Annotated in this window: 19 protein-coding genes and 1 other annotated feature; all 19 genes read right to left on the bottom strand. The window is 42.2% G+C overall.

What is annotated here, in order from left to right:
- Positions 1 to 480: 480 nt before the first annotated feature.
- The 19 genes from AACQ83_RS00270 to AACQ83_RS00185 all read right to left on the bottom strand — a co-directional run bounded on the left by AACQ83_RS00270 (position 481) and on the right by AACQ83_RS00185 (position 18958).
- Positions 481 to 966: a C40 family peptidase gene (locus AACQ83_RS00270; protein ID WP_112875736.1), complete on the bottom strand. Its 486-nt coding sequence runs from the start codon at positions 964 to 966 to the stop codon at positions 481 to 483.
- A 105-nt stretch (positions 967 to 1071) separates the two neighbouring features.
- Positions 1072 to 1452: a 4-amino-4-deoxy-L-arabinose-phosphoundecaprenol flippase subunit ArnF gene (gene arnF / locus AACQ83_RS00265; RefSeq protein ID WP_112875735.1), complete on the bottom strand. Its 381-nt coding sequence runs from the start codon at positions 1450 to 1452 to the stop codon at positions 1072 to 1074.
- Positions 1449 to 1790, bottom strand: a complete 342-nt coding sequence (gene arnE / locus AACQ83_RS00260) for a 4-amino-4-deoxy-L-arabinose-phosphoundecaprenol flippase subunit ArnE (RefSeq protein ID WP_112875734.1) — start codon at positions 1788 to 1790, stop codon at positions 1449 to 1451. The genes arnF and arnE overlap by 4 nt, the downstream gene beginning before the upstream one ends.
- Positions 1787 to 3448, bottom strand: coding sequence for a lipid IV(A) 4-amino-4-deoxy-L-arabinosyltransferase (arnT, locus tag AACQ83_RS00255; protein ID WP_112875733.1), 1662 nt, complete (start codon positions 3446 to 3448; stop codon positions 1787 to 1789). Before arnT ends, arnE begins: the two co-directional genes overlap by 4 nt.
- Before the next feature lie 7 nt (positions 3449 to 3455).
- Positions 3456 to 4349 carry a 4-deoxy-4-formamido-L-arabinose-phosphoundecaprenol deformylase gene (gene arnD / locus AACQ83_RS00250; protein WP_112875732.1) on the bottom strand — a complete coding sequence of 298 codons (894 nt, stop codon included), beginning with the start codon at positions 4347 to 4349 and terminating at the stop codon, positions 3456 to 3458.
- Positions 4349 to 6331: a bifunctional UDP-4-amino-4-deoxy-L-arabinose formyltransferase/UDP-glucuronic acid oxidase ArnA gene (arnA, locus tag AACQ83_RS00245; RefSeq protein ID WP_112875731.1), complete on the bottom strand. Its 1983-nt coding sequence runs from the start codon at positions 6329 to 6331 to the stop codon at positions 4349 to 4351. Before arnA ends, arnD begins: the two co-directional genes overlap by 1 nt.
- Positions 6332 to 7309: an undecaprenyl-phosphate 4-deoxy-4-formamido-L-arabinose transferase gene (gene arnC / locus AACQ83_RS00240; protein WP_112875730.1), complete on the bottom strand. Its 978-nt coding sequence runs from the start codon at positions 7307 to 7309 to the stop codon at positions 6332 to 6334.
- Positions 7310 to 8455, bottom strand: coding sequence for a UDP-4-amino-4-deoxy-L-arabinose aminotransferase (gene arnB / locus AACQ83_RS00235; protein ID WP_112875729.1), 1146 nt, complete (start codon positions 8453 to 8455; stop codon positions 7310 to 7312).
- A 137-nt stretch (positions 8456 to 8592) separates the two neighbouring features.
- Entirely contained in the window at positions 8593 to 9345 is a 753-nt protein-coding gene (gene btuD, locus AACQ83_RS00230) for a vitamin B12 ABC transporter ATP-binding protein BtuD (RefSeq protein WP_112875901.1), read from the bottom strand.
- A gap of 34 nt (positions 9346 to 9379) precedes the next feature.
- Entirely contained in the window at positions 9380 to 10387 is a 1008-nt protein-coding gene (btuC, locus tag AACQ83_RS00225; RefSeq protein ID WP_112875728.1) for a vitamin B12 ABC transporter permease BtuC, read from the bottom strand.
- A 65-nt stretch (positions 10388 to 10452) separates the two neighbouring features.
- Positions 10453 to 10749 (bottom strand): integration host factor subunit alpha, encoded by a 297-nt coding sequence (gene ihfA / locus AACQ83_RS00220; protein ID WP_011146885.1) that lies wholly within the window; start codon positions 10747 to 10749, stop codon positions 10453 to 10455.
- A 4-nt stretch (positions 10750 to 10753) separates the two neighbouring features.
- Entirely contained in the window at positions 10754 to 13141 is a 2388-nt protein-coding gene (pheT, locus tag AACQ83_RS00215; protein WP_112875727.1) for a phenylalanine--tRNA ligase subunit beta, read from the bottom strand.
- 15 nt (positions 13142 to 13156) lie between these two features.
- Positions 13157 to 14140 carry a phenylalanine--tRNA ligase subunit alpha gene (pheS, locus tag AACQ83_RS00210; protein ID WP_112875726.1) on the bottom strand — a complete coding sequence of 328 codons (984 nt, stop codon included), beginning with the start codon at positions 14138 to 14140 and terminating at the stop codon, positions 13157 to 13159.
- Positions 14141 to 14352: 212 nt separating this feature from the next.
- Positions 14353 to 14477: a sequence feature (Phe leader region), on the bottom strand.
- 104 nt (positions 14478 to 14581) lie between these two features.
- On the bottom strand, positions 14582 to 14938 hold the full coding sequence (gene rplT, locus AACQ83_RS00205; protein WP_011146888.1) for a 50S ribosomal protein L20: 357 nt from the start codon (positions 14936 to 14938) through the stop codon (positions 14582 to 14584).
- Positions 14939 to 14979: 41 nt separating this feature from the next.
- Positions 14980 to 15177: a 50S ribosomal protein L35 gene (gene rpmI, locus AACQ83_RS00200; protein WP_011146889.1), complete on the bottom strand. Its 198-nt coding sequence runs from the start codon at positions 15175 to 15177 to the stop codon at positions 14980 to 14982.
- A gap of 97 nt (positions 15178 to 15274) precedes the next feature.
- Positions 15275 to 15814, bottom strand: a complete 540-nt coding sequence (infC, locus tag AACQ83_RS00195) for a translation initiation factor IF-3 (RefSeq protein WP_112875725.1) — start codon at positions 15812 to 15814, stop codon at positions 15275 to 15277.
- 3 nt (positions 15815 to 15817) lie between these two features.
- A complete protein-coding gene (gene thrS / locus AACQ83_RS00190; protein WP_112875724.1) occupies positions 15818 to 17746 on the bottom strand; it encodes a threonine--tRNA ligase in 1929 nt (642 codons plus the stop codon).
- 444 nt (positions 17747 to 18190) lie between these two features.
- Entirely contained in the window at positions 18191 to 18304 is a 114-nt protein-coding gene (locus AACQ83_RS24490; protein WP_112875723.1) for an AMP-binding protein, read from the bottom strand.
- 21 nt (positions 18305 to 18325) lie between these two features.
- Complete coding sequence (locus AACQ83_RS00185) at positions 18326 to 18958, bottom strand: transglycosylase SLT domain-containing protein (protein ID WP_112875900.1); 633 nt, start codon at positions 18956 to 18958, stop codon at positions 18326 to 18328.
- Positions 18959 to 19186 lie beyond the last annotated feature (228 nt).

The following is a 19186-nucleotide window of genomic DNA, read 5'->3' as shown; positions in this document are numbered from 1 at the left end:
TAAATATTTTAATCCAACAATTCATACAAAAAAATATTACTAAAAGTTCTAATAGTGCCACAATAGAAATAACGAAACAATACTATACCCTATAGATTTCAAAATGCATCGCGACGGCAAGGGAGTGAATCCCCGGGAGCATAGCAAACTATGTGACCGGAGTGAGCGAGTGCAGCCAACAAAGAGGCAACTTGAAAGATAACGGGTATATAATAGATATCCTAACCAGCTCCTTGTATATTAAGGGACTGGTTGTTTATTTTTAACCTTTTTAAATAAATATACCTTAAATTAAAATCAAGTATTCCCTGATCAAGTTAAATACAATAATGATTTTATTTACTATCATAAAATCATTATTATTATCGATGGTTAAAATTCAATTAATAAAATTAAAATTACTGATATTAATTGCTGAGATTTAAATAAAACTGCTATCTTAATAAGAATAATTTTTACAATTCGCGGATAAAAGCGGACTTAAATTCTCCGAGCTTGCCAAAAAGCTTTTTTCCAGTAAACATTATTCATAGATGAACGAGTAACACCTTTATGGGTTGATGCATGAATAAACTGGTTATTGGCATCATAAATGCCAACATGTAACCCATGTTCGCCACTAGCTGTTTTGAAAAAGACCAAATCACCCGGCATTAAATCGCTTTTATCAATGCGAGTCCCTAATTTTATTTGCCCACCGGTAGTACGAGGTAATTGAATATCAAACCGATCACTGAAAGTACGGTAAACAAAACCAGAACAATCTACCCCCCGACGATCCATTCCACCATAATGATATGGTGTACCACGCCATTGATTAAGCTGCTCCTTAAGCTGAGCAATCACCATGATTGGATCAGAAAGCGCCGTCTTTAACACCGGAGCCGGAGTCCTGGGGGCATGACTGGAACAGCCAATAAGTAACAGACTGAACAATAAGAGTAACTCTTTTATTCTTATTATCATTAACCCCTCCTCATAAAATCAGCAAAACAAGGTGACTCTATCCGGAACTCAATAAAAAAACAAGTCTGTACTTTAAGTAAAACAGTTAAATAGTTTTTCCCTTCTTCATTCTGGACGGCTAATCAACCAGACACCATATAAAATAAAAATCACGCCCGCAGTTTTCAATAATGTGATGGTTTCATTAAACCAAGGCAATAAAGCCACCATTAAATAGACAAAGACATAACTTAAGCTTATTAACGGATAGGCTTTATTTAATGGTAAATATTTTAGCGTAAATAACCAACACAACATAGATAATAGATATCCAGCCAGACCAGCCATTACCGCCACCAGAGAATGGTGATGACTCCATAGCCACTCAATATCAAACCAATGCAAACCAAGATTCAACGCGGGCAAATTGACAACACCCCATTTCAGTAATAACTGGGCTATTGTCACCAGTAATACACTAACCAATCCCCAAATATAACCTTTCATTCATTCAAACTCATCAGCAAAATTCCCAACATGATAAACACAACCCCACTCCAATGTTTTATGCCCGCTTTTTCCTGATAGAAAAATTTCCCCGCCAAAGTGACCAGAATAAAATTTATACTCAACATTGGATAAGCAATTCCTAACGGCAATATCTGCAATAGACGAAGCCAAAATAACATGCCAACAGCCAATAGAATCACAGCCCCTATTAACCATTTCAGCGCAGATGCCCGCTGATAAACATCACTGCGCCAACACATCACAGCCTGTTTCTGACATAACTGACCAGCACATGTCAGTAAGCTAATCAGCAACAATAAAGTGAAACTTATCATGGTCGCTTCTCATAAACCAAAATAGCAAAGCGATAATTGCGACTAATTTGATCTGCCTTTGGCAAATCAGGTAATTTTTCATTTTTATATAAATGAAAGAGTACTGATACCCGCCCTTCTTTACGCGCTTTCGCTAACCATTGCGGAAAATCTTTATAGCTGATATATCGATATTGGCTATCTGGATAATTCAACCCATATTCCAGCTCTCCCCAACGTTCAAACATATAAATATCACTACGCTTCATCTCCCAAGCGACACTGGTCGCAAGACCAACACTTTCCGACAGGATATAGCGACTGTCTGCAAGTTCCTGATGGTGTAACTTAATAAAGTTCTGCGGTAATTTGGAATTAACGGTATTTTCAGGCAAAGCATTACCTATCACTAAACTGACAACAATGGAGCAAAATGCCGCCCATAACCAGTATTTCCCATTCAACGCAAAACACAGATAACCGATAATTCCCCAAATACCAAAAGCAACAATCGCTAAAACCCATTTAAGCCATTCTGATGGCTGATATAAAGAGTGTTTTGTCACTACTTCCATAGCAAACAGAACTATTACCGCCAGCAGACCAAGAAATACGTTAACCATTCCATTGATCTTAAGTAACTCCATCTTGCCATTTTTAACGCAATCGACACCAAATTTAGCCATCATCATTGCCAATGGCGCCATACAGGGCAGGATATAAGTTGGCAATTTTCCCTTCGCAATACTGAAAAATAACAATGGCACGACAAACCAGCAAAGTAGAAAAAACATTTCAGGATTGGATTTTCTTTCTTTCCAACTTTTCATCACCGCCCCAGGTAATAATCCCAACCACGGGATCACACCAAGAATAAGAATGGGTATGTAATACCAGAACGGTGCAATATGCTGTGCATCATCGGAAGAAAAACGCTTAATATGTTCAACCCAGAAGAAATAGTGCCAGTAATCAGGCTCACGTAGGGCAATTGCAATCACCCACGGTAAACTGATTGCTATCGCCGAAATAATGGCAAGTGGGCCAAAGCAGACTATTTGCAGGACCCGCTTCTGATAAATGACAATGGGCAACATCACAATGACCGGAACAGCCAATGCCAGAAACCCTTTAGTCATAAAACCCATACCACAGCACAAACCGAGCACCAAATATGCCATTATTCGCCGTCTGGTACAGTCTGTTTTTACCCCCCAGAAGCTACACATCATGGCAGCCGTTACCCACAAAGAAAACATCGGATCGAGTACGCTATAAGTGCCAATGGCAAATACCAGAAACATTGAGATGTAGATAAGGCTAGTAGCAAAAGCAATATGCCGGTTATGCCACATCATCATAGCAAGTCGATATAATAAAATTGCGCTGATAAAAATACAGAAAACCGATCCAAAACGGACAGCAAAATTATTATCACCAAAAATCCATTGGCTAATATTATTAATCCAATAACCCGCTACAGGCTTTTCAAAATAACGAATATCCAGCAAATACGGAACAATCCAGTCTCCTCGTTGCAGCATTTCACGACTGATTTCTGCATAACGGGTTTCATCAGGCTGCCATAATAGGCGGCCATTCAGGGGTAATAAATAGGTAAGGATAAAAAAAAGAGCCATCAAAAAGGCCCCAACCTTACACGCCCGGTTATTTAACATAGATAAGTTAAGCCTCTTGTTGGCATCCTAACCACCCTTCTCTACCGGGAAATTCAGAACGAACAATTCTCCCAACAGGAAGTCGCTGTATATTTTCAGGCAGCAGATGACTCAATGCACAAAATTGTATGTTTTCCTGATGAACCATTTCCAACAGCGTTGCAAATTCTGTGGACTTGGACATCCCTTCAACTTCCGTATGGATGGTATATACCGGAACTCCCTGGCTGTTTTTCATTTTATCAAAGATAAACTGGTTAAAATCTTCATCTTTAACCTGAATTCCTATCACTTCGTCATAAGTTGGCAACGTCACCGGAATTTGTACGGTACCAAGAGTACCATCAGGCAAGATGGGTCTGAATGGATGAGTTCCCCGACAATCGCTGTTGTAGTCAAAACCAAACTGTTGCTTTACCGCGAGTACGCGTTCATCAGCCCGCCAACCCGCAACAGCAGAACACGTTACCCGTTGGCCGATTGCCTGAACCAATGCATCCACTCCCAATTTAACCTGCTCTGTTAACTGAGCTTCAGACCAACGGCCAACTTTCGCCTGCCAACGCTGATGATCCCAGGCATGCAGACCCACTTCATGGCCTGCATTCAGCGTTTGTTTCATCAAGTAGCCTAAATCTTTAGCAATCTTCTTACCCGGCCATGCAGTCCCCGCCAGTAAAATATCAAGACCATACAGAGATGCTGCATTTGACCTCAACATTTTCCATAAGAATTTTGGCCGTAAAAGACGCCACAAATGGCGCCCCATATTATCCGGCCCAACACTAAAGAAAAAACTGGCCTGAATCTGATGTTTTGCCAAAATTTTGAGCAGTTTCGGTACTCCTTCAACGGTTCCTCGATAAGTATCCACATCAACTCTCAAGCCAATTTGTTTCATTAATTTTTCCCTAATTCTTCCACTTCACCACGCAAGAAGAAATCCAGTGTTTCATTTATCGTCTGTTTCATGTCAATGGTTGGTTTCCAACCTAGTAACCGCTCCGCATTTTTAATACTTGGCTTACGGTGTTCAACATCCTGATAACCTTTACCGTAGTAACTGCCACTTTCAATCTTTTTAAATCCAGCAAACGGAGGAAAATGATCTCTCAATTCATGGTTTTCAAAGCTATCAAGTAATATTTCTGCCAATTGGCGAATACTGGCTTCATTAGTTGGATTACCAATATTGATAATTTGACCGTCACATAGCCCATCTCGGTTTTCAATAATACGGAACAGCGCCTCAATACCATCATTAATATCAGTAAAACAGCGTTTCTGTTCGCCACCATCTACTAGTTTGATCGGTGAGCCTTCAACTAAGTTCAATATTAATTGTGTGATCGCTCTGGAACTGCCAATACGTGCGGAGTTCAAATTATCCAAACGTGGCCCCATCCAGTTAAATGGACGAAATAGTGTGAATTTGAACCCCTCTTTCTCACCATATGCCCAGATAACACGATCCAGCAATTGTTTTGATACAGAATAGATCCAACGTTGTTTATTGATTGGACCAACAATCAGACGAGAGTCATCTTCATCAAATTCTTTATCATCACACATTCCATAAACTTCTGATGTGGACGGGAATATAATTCGTTTATTGTATTTAACGCAATAACGGACAATCTTTAGATTCTCTTCAAAATCCAATTCAAATACACGCAACGGATTACGGGTATATTCAATTGGAGTCGCAATGGCTACCAATGGCAAAACGACATCACACTTTTTAATGTGATATTCAATCCATTCAGTATGGATATTGATATCACCTTCAATGAAGTGAAAACGCGGATTACCAATAAAACGCTCAATGGCGGAAGAACCGATATCCATACCATAAATATCATAGTTGCCATCACGTAATAGACGTTCTGTTAGATGATTACCGATGAAGCCATTCACACCGAGAATTAATACACATTTCCGGTGGTTAATTTGAGTGGTTGCCTTTGGGCCAACACGGATATCAGTCACCATGCTCATATCTACTGCCAAGCGATAGCCCTGAACATACAAACCCGATTCACTTTGCCCATTGATAATTTCTAACGTACCTTTTCCACAGGCAATAATTAACGGATCTACCGATAATACTGTTCCCGGCTGTTTGTCATGCGCCTCATTCAACGGGCAGGCACGCCAGATAGTAATCTTACGCTCACCTAAGAAAGTAAATGCCCCAGGATATGGCTCAGTTACTGCCCTGACAAGATTGTTAATTTCAGTGGCTGATTTGCGCCAGTCAATCTCACCATCCGCGGCAGTACGACGCCCAAAGTAAGTTGCCTGACTTTCATCTTGAGGTATGGCAGGATAAATTCCCGCTTTGATCTGCGGTAATACTTGATTAAGCAGTTTTTCCGCTGCTTCACGAATTTTACCGTGCAAAGTCAACGCGGTATCTGTCTCTGCAATAGCAACCTTATGCTGAGCAATAATATCCCCTGCATCAGGTTTCAACACCATTTTATGCAGGGTTACACCTGTTTCCACTTCACCATTCAAAATCGCCCAGTTAATCGGGGCACGGCCACGGTATTTTGGCAACAGTGAACCGTGCAGATTGAATGCACCTGTGCTCGCCAGCGATAAAATATCTTCACTCAACATATCTCGGTAATAAAAAGAGAAAATCACATCAGGTTTCAGTTCCCGGATACGTTCAATCCAAAGAGGATGGTTAACATTCTCTGGCGCAAAAACCGGCAGGGCCAAATCTGCACTTAAACGGGCAACAGAAGAGAAAAAATGGTTTTCATTAGGATCATCTGTATGGGTAAATACCGCCTGAATATCAAAACCCGCTTTAGTTAAAGCATTGATCCCGACACAGCCGATATCATGATAGGCAAATACAATTGCTTTCATTTAGTACTCTTCCTGGTTGTCGTTGGTCTTTTTATCTCCGACCACTTTTTGAATAAAATAACGTGGGCGTGCACGAACATCGTTATAGATACGGCCTATGTATTCACCTAATAAGCCCATCGCGACGAACTGCGCGCCAATAAATATGAAAAGGAGAGCAAACAGAGTAAATACCCCTTCTGCTGCCCATATGGCACCGAAAATCAGACGTAAAACCATCAATAATACAGCCAGCAAAAAACCAGAAACTGCAATCACACTTCCTACCACACTCAGTAAACGCAAAGGTGCTGTTGTCAGGCAGGTTAGCAAGTCATACATCAGATTAATCAGCTTCATGAAACTATATTTGGAATCACCAAATTCACGCTCTGCATGAGCGACATCAATCTCAATGGTTTTACGGGCAAAAGTGTTTGCCAGAATAGGAATAAAGGTGCTGCGCTCATGGCACTGCAACATGGCTTCAACAATATGGCGACGATAGGCACGGAGCATACAGCCATAATCACCCATAGAACGGCCTGTTGCCTTAGTAATCATCGCATTGATGATTTTTGAAGCTGTTTTACGGAACAGAGAATCCTGCCGATTAGCTCGGCGAGTACCCACAACGTCATAACCTTGTTCAGCTGTTTTAACAAGACGGGGGATCTCTTCTGGCGGATTCTGTAAATCAGCATCAAGCGTAATAACTAAATCGCCATTGACCTGATTAAACCCCGCCATAATTGCTGAATGCTGACCATAATTACGATTAAGTAAAATTGCGATAATATGATTTTCAGGTTGTTCCGCGGCCTGAATCAGAATTTCCGCAGATTTATCACTACTACCATCATCAACCAGAATAAGCTCATATTCCTGAGTCAATTGTTTACAGGTTGCTAAGGTTCTTTCCAATAAAAGAGGCAAACTTTCTTCTTCGTTATAAATTGGAATAACAACAGAAACTTTTTTAATTTGTTCAAATGACACTTATCTGTGCTCCGAAATAATTTCTTGTAAAGCATCAATGACACGCTCTACATCATCATCACTCATATCAGGAAAGAGTGGCAATGAACAGAGTGTTACTGAATTCCATTCTGATTCAGGTAATGACAACTGCGGATACCGATCCCGATAATATTTTTGTGTATGTGCAGCTCTGAAATGCAAACCTGTGCCAATATTCTTATTTTTCAAACGTTCCATTAATGTGTCGCGATCAATGCCACAAACATCCTTATTAACCCGCACCATAAATAGATGATGTGCATGAATATGCTCATAATCGGGCACACTTAACATCTGCAAAGGCGAATCTTTTAATGCCGCTGAATAACGAGCGACAATTTGCCGGCGGCGAATATTCATTGATTCCAATTTACTTAATTGCACGACAGCAATCGCAGCGTGAATATCAGATAAATTATATTTGTAACCCGGTTCTACAACTTCCGCCTGTGGTCTCCTGCCTTGAATCTGACGATCAAAAGCATCAATACCCAATCCATGAAACTTTAGACATCGAATTCGTTCAACAAGTTCATTGTTATCAGTAGCAATTAACCCCCCTTCTGCACAAGTGGCATTTTTTATGGCATGAAAAGAGAAAATCGCGGTGCCATGCTCACCAATCCATTCATTCTTATAACGGGTTCCTAATGCATGAGCAGCGTCTTCAATCAATGGAATACCCGCCTCCTGAGCAATTCCACGCAATATATCTAAATCACAAGGCGCACCGGCATAGTGAACCGGAATAATCGCTTTGGTTCTGGAAGTAATCGCCTTTTTCACTGTCTGCGCGTCAACCATTAAAGTATGACGATCAACATCAATCATGATTGGTTCAGCACCAAGCAAACAGATCATATTTATTGTGGAAACCCAAGTTTGAGACGGTGTAATCACTTCATCACCAGGGCCAATTCCCAGTGCCATTAGTGTCAGATGCATACCCGCCGTCGCCGAGGCCAAAGCAACCGCATGTTTGCAACCAAACATGCGGCAAAAGTCCTGTTCCAATTGATGATTTTGCGGGCCTGTTGTAATCCACCCCGAACGAAGAACTTTCTCTACTGCCTGAATTTCTTCATCACCCATCGCAGGACGAGAAAATGGAAGAAAACTATCCATAAAACACAGTCCAATTCATTCATAATATAACGATATATTAGATGACTATATTTGAACGAATCGTAAACACAGGTATGATTTAGCAAATTAAGTGGAAATTACAATAGATTCACGGCAGGTACGTACATAAGGCTGGACTATAATTCAGGCAAAAAAACCCGCCAATATTTATCTGTCTTTTCTGGCACACATTTGATATCAGCGGCAAAAACTCTGGAGAGCGTATTTTCTTTCATTACCTCATCCGGCTTTCCATTCGCAACCAGTGATCCATTAGCAAGCAACCAGATCCGATCAGCTTTATCATAGCTATGATTGAGATCATGACCACTCATGACTACGGTTCCTCCGAGTTCACAGAATTTCTTTATCAACAGATCAAGTGCCGCGACCTGAGTGATATCAAGATTATTCGTAGGCTCATCCAAGAGCAATAATTTGCCTTCCGAATTGATTGATGGCCAGACTTGTAAAAAAACTCCGGTTAATCGCACCCTTTGCCATTCACCACCAGATAGATTGCCTACAGGTGTCTCTAGAAACTTTCCCAACTTAAAAAAGGAACAGAGTTCTGACAACACACCGTCACAATTAACAAGATGGGCTGCTAAATGCAGTCGCAAATATTGAAAAACCGGCATTATTGGCACAGAAGAAATTTGCTGGCTAAGCCATGCTCTGTAGCGTGCTAATTGGCAGTGACTATATTGACTAAGGCACTTTTGTTGCAAATCAATTGCACCACTATAGGGTAAAATACCGGCCATACAGGCCAATAGTGTACTTTTTCCTGAACCATTCGGCCCAATGATATGTATCTGTTCACCTTGTTGTACCAACGCTGTCAGCGGCATTAATCGGTTTCGTACTGATACCTGATTGAGAGCCATCAACTGATTAGTCACTTGCACATTATTCACTTTTTTAACTCCAGTCTCTGACCCTCAATAATAACCAAATGAAGACTGGCGCACCCAATGTTGCAGTCACAACGCCAATCGGTACTTCTGCATTATTCAAGCTAAGACGAGATAGCAGATCAGCCAGCAATAATCCATAACCGCCGGATAGAACACAGGCAGGCAGTAGAGTTTTATAATCTGTTAGGCCGCATAAACGCAAAATATGTGGAATAACCAAACCAATAAAGCTAATTGTTCCAGCAAGTGCAACACTTAACCCTACCAACAACCCAACAGCAAAGACAAATAAATTACGCCAATAATAAAGTGAGATACCTAGCTGTTGGGCCTGTGTTTCTCCCAGTGAAAGAAAATTAAGTACTTTTCCTTGTCTGCTCAACCAAATAATCAAAGGAAACAAAGCGACTACCAACCATTGCTGCCGCCAGTCTATTCCACTGAAACTCCCCATCATCCAATACATTAGCTGACGCAAGTCCAGGCTAGTACTAAAATAAACCATCCAGGTCATTAACGCACCAGAGACAACACCAAAAGCAACCCCTACCAACAACAAACGGGCATTATTCAGATAACGATTTCTTGAAAAGGTCAGCAATATCATTGTGACGGTCAGCGCACCGAGCACAGCGCCAATACTTAATAACCAGAACGGCGCAATGCCATGAAACATCAACACCAAAAACACCACCACCACGCCAGCACCATTACTGACCCCCAATAGCCCAGGTTCCGCCAACGGATTTTCAAACAGTGCCTGCATTACTGCACCCGCCACAGTCAGGCTCGCACCTACAGCAACGACAGCTAATACACGAGGAAAACGTAACTGCCACACAAACAATTGACCTGTTTCAGAAAACCATTTATTAGGCCAGATCCAATTTTCCCCAGCACAAAGCGAGAGAAAAAAAACGAGTAAAAATAAACACGTGAGAATTGCCAGAAAACGATAATCATGTCTTTTCTGACGAGTCACTAATTCAGTGATGGAATGAGTGGATTGCATGGTAAATCAAGCTCATGAGGGAGGATCATTTAAGAAAAAGGCCGCTATTGATGCGGCCTTTTTGATTATTCTTTAGGTGTGGCTTTCTCAACCCTGCTTTTTAACTTCTGACCAGGACGGAATGTCACTACTCGGCGAGCTGTAATCGGAATGTCCTCACCAGTCTTAGGGTTACGTCCCGGACGTTGGTTTTTATCCCGTAAATCAAAGTTGCCAAATCCAGACAATTTTACCTGCTCACCATTCTCCAAAGAACGACGCACTTCTTCAAAGAATAATTCAACCAGATCTTTAGCATCACGCTTGCTAATTCCCAGTTTCTCAAACAGATTTTCTGACATTTCAGCTTTAGTAAGCGCCATAAGTTCAGTCCCTCAAGGATGCTTGGAATCGCTGTTTCAGCACTGCAACACATTTATTAATCGTCGCAGCAATCTCTTCTTCTTCCAGTGTACGCGCGGTATCCTGCAAGATAAAACTTATAGCAAGGCTCTTATGACCCTCTGCTACACCTTTACCACAATACACGTCAAACAAGTTTATGCCAACTATATGATTTACGCCAACTTTCTTGCATTCAGCCAAAACATCTTCTACAGCAACATTTTCAGGCACCACGATCGCAATATCACGACGGTTTGACGGGAAACGTGAAATCTCTTTCGCATCAGGAACCACGCGGCTTGCCAGCTTGTTCCAGAGTACTTCGAATACCACGGTGCAGCCATTTAAGTCAAGTTTGCGTTCCAATTCTGGGTGAACCACACCAATATATCCGATGTATTCATTTTCCAAATAAATCCCGGCGCTTTGACCTGGGTGCAACGCCGGATTTACATCTGCTCTAAAAGAAATCTTAGATAATTTTCCAGTTAACTCTAGAACGGCTTCCAAATCGCCTTTCATATCGAAGAAATCAACGGACTGTTTTTCCAGTGACCAATGCTCTTCAACGCGATTTCCTGTAATAACCCCCCCTAGCATCAGCTCCTGACGAATATCCTGATCAGCATTTTCATCAGGAACAAAACACAAGCCAGTTTCAAACAAGCGCACACGGTTTTGCTGGCGGTTCTGGTTATATACCACCGTTGTTAACAAACCAGTCAGCAGAGATAAACGCATTGCTGACATATCCGCTGAAATTGGGTTAGGCAGCATCAACGCTTGTTGCTGTGGATGTAACAGTGCCTGAGTTTTGGGATCAACAAAGCTATAAGTAATTGCTTCTTGATAACCTCTATCAACGAGCATCGTTTTAACACGTTGCAGGGAAAGATCCGCTTCACGATGTTTTTTCATGATAAGATCTGCGTGCATCGGTACATCTGGAATATTGTTGTAACCGTAGATACGGGCAACCTCTTCCACCAGATCTTCTTCAATCTCCACATCAAAACGCCAGCTTGGTGCAACCGCTTGCCAACAATTTTCCTGAATAGTGACTTTGCAACCTAAGTGGGTCAGGATGTCACCAACCTGTTCATCAGGTATATAGTGACCAATCAAACGATCCAGTTTTTCACGACGCAATGTGATTGTCGCAGATTGAGGCAATTGAGATTCATCAGTAACATCAATAATCGGGCCGGCTTCACCACCACAAATATCAATCAACAATTGAGTTGTTCTCTCTATTGCTTTGTGTTGTAACTGAGGATCAACTCCACGTTCATAACGGTGAGAAGCATCAGTGTGTAAACCATAACGACGAGCACGGCCAGCAATCGCTAAAGGAGCAAAAAATGCGCACTCAAGTAAAATATTTTGCGTTTCTTCATTCACACCTGAATGTTCACCGCCAAAAATACCAGCCATTGCAACAGCTTGTTTTTCATCAGAAATAACTAGGGTATCAGTAGAAAGATTGGCTTCTGTACCATCCAGCAGCACCAATTTTTCATCCTGCTTCGCCATGCGCACAGTGATTGAGCCATTCAAGCGCTCCAAATCAAACGCATGCAATGGTTGGCCTAATTCAAGCAATACATAGTTAGTCACATCGACAATCGGGTCGATGGAACGGATACCACCACGACGTAATTTTTCACGCATCCATTGTGGTGTTGCCGCTTTCACATTAATGTTTTTAATTACCCGTCCCAGGTAACGTGGACAAGCTTCTGTTGCTTCAACACGAATAGGGAAAATAGCATCTGTTGTCGGTTTTACTGCCTCAATTTGTGGCTCAGATAGTGGCATTTTATTAGCAACCGCCACATCACGCGCAACCCCTATAATACTTAGGCAGTCAGCGCGATTAGGCGTAACACTAATTTCAATGACCTTATCATCCAGCTTCAGATATTCACGCAGATCAACACCTAAAGGAGCATCAATTGGCAATTCAATAATACCGTCGTGATCCTCAGAAATACCCAGTTCAGAAAAAGAACATAGCATCCCTTCAGAAGGCTCACCTCGCAGTTTTGCCGCCTTGATTTTGAAATCACCCGGTAATACAGCACCCACGGTTGCTACTGCAACTTTCAACCCCAAGCGGCAATTTGGCGCACCACAAACAATGTCCAGCAGTCGTCCACCGCCTACATTCACTTTTGTTACCCGTAGCTTATCTGCATTTGGATGCTGAGCACATTGAACAACTTCACCGACAACCACACCATGAAATTGACCGGCAACGGCTTCAACTCCATCAACTTCCAGACCTATCATGGTAATTTGATCAGATAATGTTTCACTGCTAATGGCTGGATTTACCCATTCGCGTAACCAGAGTTCACTGAATTTCATGAGATATTCCCGCCCTTATTTAAACTGTTTGAGAAAACGCAGATCATTTTCGAAGAACGCGCGCAAATCAGTTACACCGTAACGTAACATTGTCAGACGCTCCACTCCCATGCCGAAAGCAAAACCAGAATAAATTTCAGGATCAAGGCCAACATTATGCAATACATTAGGATGAACCATACCGCAACCCAACACTTCCAGCCATTTGCCGTTTTTACCCATTATATCAACTTCCGCCGAAGGTTCTGTAAATGGAAAGTAAGAAGGTCGGAAACGAACCTGCAAATCTTCTTCAAAAAAGTTAGTCAGGAAATCGTGCAACGTTCCTTTCAGGTTGGTAAAACTGATATCACGATCAATAATCAAACCTTCCACCTGATGGAACATGGGCGTGTGTGTCTGATCGTAGTCATTACGATACACGCGCCCCGGTGCAATGACGCGAATTGGCGGCTGTTGACTGTGCATAGTTCTAACCTGAACACCTGAAGTCTGAGTACGCAACAAACGCTTGGCATCAAACCAGAAAGTATCATGATCAGCACGTGCAGGATGGTGAGCAGGAATATTCAGCGCATCGAAATTATGATAATCATCTTCAATCTCAGGGCCTGATTCTACAGAAAACCCTAATTCACCAAAGAAAGTCTCAATACGCTCTATTGTGCGGTTAACCGGATGTAGTCCACCATTTTCCATACGGCGACCCGGCAATGATACATCAATCTTTTCCGCTGCTAAACGGAAGTTCAGAAGGTCAGTCTCCAGTTTTTCTTTACGGATATTTAGAGCTTCCTGGACTTCTTGCTTAGCCTGATTAATAACCGCCCCTGCTGCTGGGCGCTCTTCGACCGGCAGATCACGCAGCGATGACATTTGGAGAGTTAAATGGCCTTTTTTGCCTAAATATTCAACACGCACCAAATCCAACGCAGCAACATCCTGGGCATCTTCTATGGCTGCTCTTGCGTTTGCAACCAGTTCAGCGAGATGTGGCATCGTTTTCCTCTTCCTTCGGCCTAACGGCCTGCTAGTAATGATCGTTAATGACCTTCATATATACCCGTTATCTTTCAAGTTGCCTCTTTGTTGGCTGCACTCGCTCACCCCGGTCACATAGTTACCTATGCTCCCGGGGATTCGCTCCCTTGCCGTCGCGAAGCACCTTGAAATCCATAGGGTATACCTATTTCTGTTTTTACTGTCATAAAAACAAAAAAGCCTCCACAACGGAGGCTCAGGCGCTACTTTTCGTTTCTTTTCTTACGCGCAAAGCCCCCTGAATTCAGGTGCTAAAGTAAAAAAAGATGCGAAAAAAAGCTAAAGACATAATGTTAGTTCTCTCAGAGTAAAACTCTTTTTTGGCAACGACTCTCTCTCGTAAGCTACATCTGACAACAAAGTAAAAGAGGGAGCATGCCCCCCTCTTACTACTCTAACTTATGCCAGAGCGCTCTTCGCTTTTTCAACTAAAGCAGCAAATGCCACTTTGTCAAACACAGCGATGTCAGCCAGGATCTTACGGTCGATTTCAATAGAGGCTTTTTTCAGACCATCGATGAAACGGCTGTAAGACAAACCATTCTGACGTGCAGCAGCGTTGATACGTGCAATCCACAGTTGACGGAACTGACGTTTACGCTGACGACGGTCACGGTAAGCGTACTGCCCTGCTTTAATTACTGCCTGAAAGGCAACACGGTAAACGCGCGAACGGGCACCGTAGTAACCTTTCGCTTGCTTTAAAATTTTCTTGTGACGTGCACGGGCGACAACACCACGTTTTACGCGAGCCATATACTTCTCCTATCGTCTCTGAGTTCTAATCTAAAAATTGCTTATGCGTACGGCAAGCAAGCAACAACCAGGCCCAGATCACCTTTGGAGACCATGCCCTTTGGACGTAAATGACGTTTACGCTTGGTTGATTTCTTAGTCAGAATGTGACGAAGGTTAGCGCGCTTACGCTTAAAACCGCCACTTGCAGTTTTTTTAAAACGTTTAGCGGCGCCGCGTACTGTTTTAATCTTTGGCATTTTAATTTCCACTTCGCATTGTGAATTACAATGAATTAATCAGGCGAACAAGCCCCAACCAGATGAACCGACTGGAGCTTATTACTTGATTGCCTAACTATTTCTTCTTAGGAGCGAGCACCATTATCATCTGACGGCCTTCAATCTTCGAAGGGAAGGATTCGACTACCGCCAATTCATCCAGATCGTCGCGAATGCGGTTAAGCATTTCGATACCAATCTGTTGGTGTGCCATTTCACGCCCACGGAAACGCAGGGTGATTTTGGCTTTATCGCCATCTTCCAGAAAACGAACCAGGTTGCGTAGTTTGACCTGATAGTCGCCTTCATCTGTACCAGGACGGAATTTAATTTCCTTAACCTGAATAACTTTTTGTTTTTTCTTCTGCTCTTTGATCGACTTACTCTTCTCATAGAGGAACTTGCCGTAATCCATAATACGGCAAACCGGCGGCTCGGCATTCGGGCTGATTTCAACTAAATCAACACCCGCTTCCTCAGCTTTTTCAAGAGCTTCCCTCAGACTGACAATGCCAATCTGTTCGCCATCTAAACCTGTTAAACGAACTTCAGAAGCGCGAATTTCTCCATTAATGCGATTAGGACGCGCTGTTTGAATTCTTTTTCCGCCTTTAATACCTTATTCCTCCAATTGATGAAGATTACGACTGCGTATTTCTATAAGCAGTTTTTCGATGAACTCGTTAACATCAATGCTACCCAAATCTTTACCACGGCGGGTACGAACGGAAACTTTCCCTGATTCGACCTCTTTTTCACCACAGACAAGCATGTAGGGAACACGACGTAGAGTGTGTTCACGGATTTTAAAGCCAATCTTCTCGTTTCTCAAGTCTGCTTTTGCACGAATGCCAGCATCTTGAAACTTTTTTACTAATTCCTGTACATAATCAGCCTGGCTATCGGTGATATTCATCACCACTACCTGCTGCGGGGCAATCCATGTTGGGAAGAAACCCGCATACTCCTCAGTTAGGATGCCGATAAACCGTTCCAGTGAACCCAGAACCGCACGGTGAATCATTACAGGAACTTTACGTTCATTATTTTCACCTACGTAGGATGCATTCAAACGACCTGGTAGTGAAAAATCGAGTTGCACAGTACCACATTGCCACGCACGATCCAAACAATCATGCAAAGTAAATTCAATTTTCGGTCCGTAGAAGGCACCTTCACCTGGCTGATATTCAAATTGCACGCCATTTTCTTGTAGTGCTGCCGCCAAAGCGTCTTCCGCTTGATTCCATTGTTCTTCAGTACCAATGCGCTTTTCCGGGCGGGTTGACAGCTTAACTATGATCTTTTCAAAACCAAAAGTGCTGTAAACGTCATACACCATCTTAATGCAATTGCTGACTTCCCGGTGAATTTGCTCTTCTGTACAGAAGATATGAGCATCATCCTGAGTAAAACCACGAACCCGCATCAAACCATGTAATGCCCCTGATGGTTCATTACGGTGACAACTACCGAACTCAGCCATACGTAACGGTAAATCACGGTAAGATTTTAAGCCTTGGTTAAAAATCTGAATATGCCCTGGGCAGTTCATCGGCTTAACGCAATATTCACGGTTCTCTGAAGAAGTGGTAAACATATGCTCACCGTAGTTTTCCCAGTGACCCGTTCTCTCCCACATGACACGGTCCATCATAAACGGACCTTTAACTTCCTGATATTGATATTCTTTCAGTTTGGTCCGGACAAAAGTTTCCAGCTCACGGAAAATAGTCCAACCATCATTATGCCAGAATGCCATACCTGGAGCTTCTTCCTGCATGTGGTAAAGATCTAATTGTTTACCAATTTTACGATGGTCACGTTTGGCCGCTTCTTCCAAACGTTGCAGATAAGTATTGAGCTGTTTCTTATCAGCCCACGCAGTACCGTATATCCGCTGCAACATTTTATTGTTGCTATCACCACGCCAATATGCCCCTGCGACTTTCTGCAATTTAAAATGATGGCAGAAACGCATATTTGGCACATGTGGGCCACGGCACATATCAATATATTCTTCATGATTATAGAGACCAGGACGATCATCTCGACTGATGTTTTCATCCAAAATTTGTACTTTATAATCCTCACCACGAGCAACGAAGGTATCACGAGCTTCTTGCCAGTTCACTTTTTTCTTGATGACGTCATAGTCTTTTTTGGCAAGTTCCAACATCCGCTTTTCAAGCAGTTCAATATCTTCCTGCGTCAGAGCACGACCAAGATCAACATCATAGTAAAAACCATTATCAATAATTGGACCGATAGCCATTTTAGTATCTGGCCATAATTGTTTAATTGCATGGCCTAACAGATGAGCGCATGAATGGCGGATAATTTCCAGCCCTGCATCATCTTTACTGGTGATGATGGCAAGATTGGCATCTGAATCGATTAATTCACAAGCATCCACTAGCTCACCATTTACGCGGCCAGCAATACATGCTTTCGCTAAACCCGGACCAATATCACAGGCAACATCCATTACAGAAACGGCATGGTCAAACTGGCGTTGGCTACCGTCAGGAAGAGTAACAACAGGCATTTAAAATCCTTATCTACAGTGGTGACCCACACGAAAGGTCACTTGAAGGAGTTTGATATTCAACTAAAATAACGATTTAAATTATTATCTCGTCAATCCATTAAAGTTTGGTACTAAAATTGGTACACAATGTAAAAAGTGACTACCTTCAATACCGAAACATCGCGAAAATATACCACCAACAACCAGTCAGGTCACGGCGATGTTTAGTATGGGTAAAATCATTTGCATTTATTAGTCGAATCCATCTAATCAAGACATATATAGAAAAACCCGGCATAAGTTATATATGCCAGATTATCATACGGATACAGGATCGTTTTAGTCTATTTAAGCCATTACTGAACCTCTTCGTTACAACCCTCTGCCAACACCATATTTAAAGCCTGAACCAAAACGACTTTATCCTCATTATTCTCTAACAGACTAAAATATGTTCGACCATCACCCCTTTGGTATGCTGGTCGAGCCGGAGGTATAAATCACATACGCCAGATGGCGTGGGGTTAATGCCGGTACTTGCGGGTTGCTATCCGCTCTGGCGAACTCGCGACGCAAATTGCCACGGGCGGCTTGTTGTTAACGATAAGCCTTTTTCACCTTCCACAAATAGCGTGGAGCCTGAGGTGCTGGATGATTATCCTGAACATACCGATAAAACTCATCCGGTGTCATGCTGTTTATTTTATTGACAGCTAATTGACGATCTGCATTAAAAGTACGCAAAAGAGCACCCGCACCATTTACGTAGGCAACAATAGTGGCGTAGTGGAGAGTCTCAGGGTTATCAATACCTGCCAGATGTTGCTCCTTCAAGATACTGATATAAGCAGTGCCAAGATCAATATTAGTTTTAGGATCTTTCAACTCACGAGTTGTTGGCTGACCAGAACGCCCTTTCTGTCGATACACATCCCGCCCTGCTGTCGATGCTTTAATTTGCATAAGACCAATTGCATTCGATTTACTGACTGCATTAGGACGAAAACCGGATTCAACTTGAATAATCGCTCTGATCAGAGTTTCATCAACGCCGTACCGATTGGATGCCTGTTGAATAAAGGTATCAAAAGGCGTCGGCGGGAAAGAAGAAATTCTAGCTGCGTTGGCAGTATTGCTAAGCATACGTTGCTGACCGGACTGTTTACCAACATTTGTTTGCTGAACATTTCTCTCAGCACAACCGACGACTAACAGCACGACCAGTGCCATAAAGCTCAGTCTTAATTTCACCCTATAATCCTCTGGATCAAATTTTGCTACAGCGCAGCATATACAATTTCGTTTACGATCTAAAAATATTTTTACTTAACTTTTCACTGTATTCGTGTTCATATCATATGGAATGACTATTGCGACAATCGCTGTTTCCAAATTTTATCATCTTGACTTTACTTAAATGATATTGATAATCGTTATCATATACTTATAACAAGTAAG

This window comes from Photorhabdus sp. S10-54 (assembly GCF_963878145.1).
In the GTDB taxonomy this organism is placed as follows: Bacteria; Pseudomonadota; Gammaproteobacteria; order Enterobacterales; family Enterobacteriaceae; genus Photorhabdus; species Photorhabdus kayaii.
Note: the sequence above shows the minus strand (reverse complement) of the source record. Positions and strands in the feature narration are given on the sequence as shown.

What these genes read in the sequence shown, in the direction of transcription:
- arnE (WP_112875734.1), bottom strand. Translation starts at nt 1,790, where the DNA reads ATGATAAGTTTCACTTTATTGTTGCTGATTAGCTTACTGACATGTGCT.
- ihfA (WP_011146885.1), bottom strand. Translation starts at nt 10,749, where the DNA reads ATGGCGCTTACTAAAGCTGAAATGTCAGAAAATCTGTTTGAGAAACTG.
- thrS (WP_112875724.1), bottom strand. Translation starts at nt 17,746, where the DNA reads ATGCCTGTTGTTACTCTTCCTGACGGTAGCCAACGCCAGTTTGACCAT.
- arnF (WP_112875735.1), bottom strand. Translation starts at nt 1,452, where the DNA reads ATGAAAGGTTATATTTGGGGATTGGTTAGTGTATTACTGGTGACAATA.
- AACQ83_RS00270 (WP_112875736.1), bottom strand. Translation starts at nt 966, where the DNA reads ATGATAATAAGAATAAAAGAGTTACTCTTATTGTTCAGTCTGTTACTT.
- arnA (WP_112875731.1), bottom strand. Translation starts at nt 6,331, where the DNA reads ATGAAAGCAATTGTATTTGCCTATCATGATATCGGCTGTGTCGGGATC.
- AACQ83_RS00185 (WP_112875900.1), bottom strand. Translation starts at nt 18,958, where the DNA reads ATGGCACTGGTCGTGCTGTTAGTCGTCGGTTGTGCTGAGAGAAATGTT.
- arnT (WP_112875733.1), bottom strand. Translation starts at nt 3,448, where the DNA reads ATGTTAAATAACCGGGCGTGTAAGGTTGGGGCCTTTTTGATGGCTCTT.
- arnB (WP_112875729.1), bottom strand. Translation starts at nt 8,455, where the DNA reads ATGGATAGTTTTCTTCCATTTTCTCGTCCTGCGATGGGTGATGAAGAA.
- arnD (WP_112875732.1), bottom strand. Translation starts at nt 4,349, where the DNA reads ATGAAACAAATTGGCTTGAGAGTTGATGTGGATACTTATCGAGGAACC.
- btuD (WP_112875901.1), bottom strand. Translation starts at nt 9,345, where the DNA reads ATGGCTCTCAATCAGGTATCAGTACGAAACCGATTAATGCCGCTGACA.
- rplT (WP_011146888.1), bottom strand. Translation starts at nt 14,938, where the DNA reads ATGGCTCGCGTAAAACGTGGTGTTGTCGCCCGTGCACGTCACAAGAAA.
- rpmI (WP_011146889.1), bottom strand. Translation starts at nt 15,177, where the DNA reads ATGCCAAAGATTAAAACAGTACGCGGCGCCGCTAAACGTTTTAAAAAA.
- pheS (WP_112875726.1), bottom strand. Translation starts at nt 14,140, where the DNA reads ATGCCACATCTCGCTGAACTGGTTGCAAACGCAAGAGCAGCCATAGAA.
- pheT (WP_112875727.1), bottom strand. Translation starts at nt 13,141, where the DNA reads ATGAAATTCAGTGAACTCTGGTTACGCGAATGGGTAAATCCAGCCATT.
- btuC (WP_112875728.1), bottom strand. Translation starts at nt 10,387, where the DNA reads ATGCAATCCACTCATTCCATCACTGAATTAGTGACTCGTCAGAAAAGA.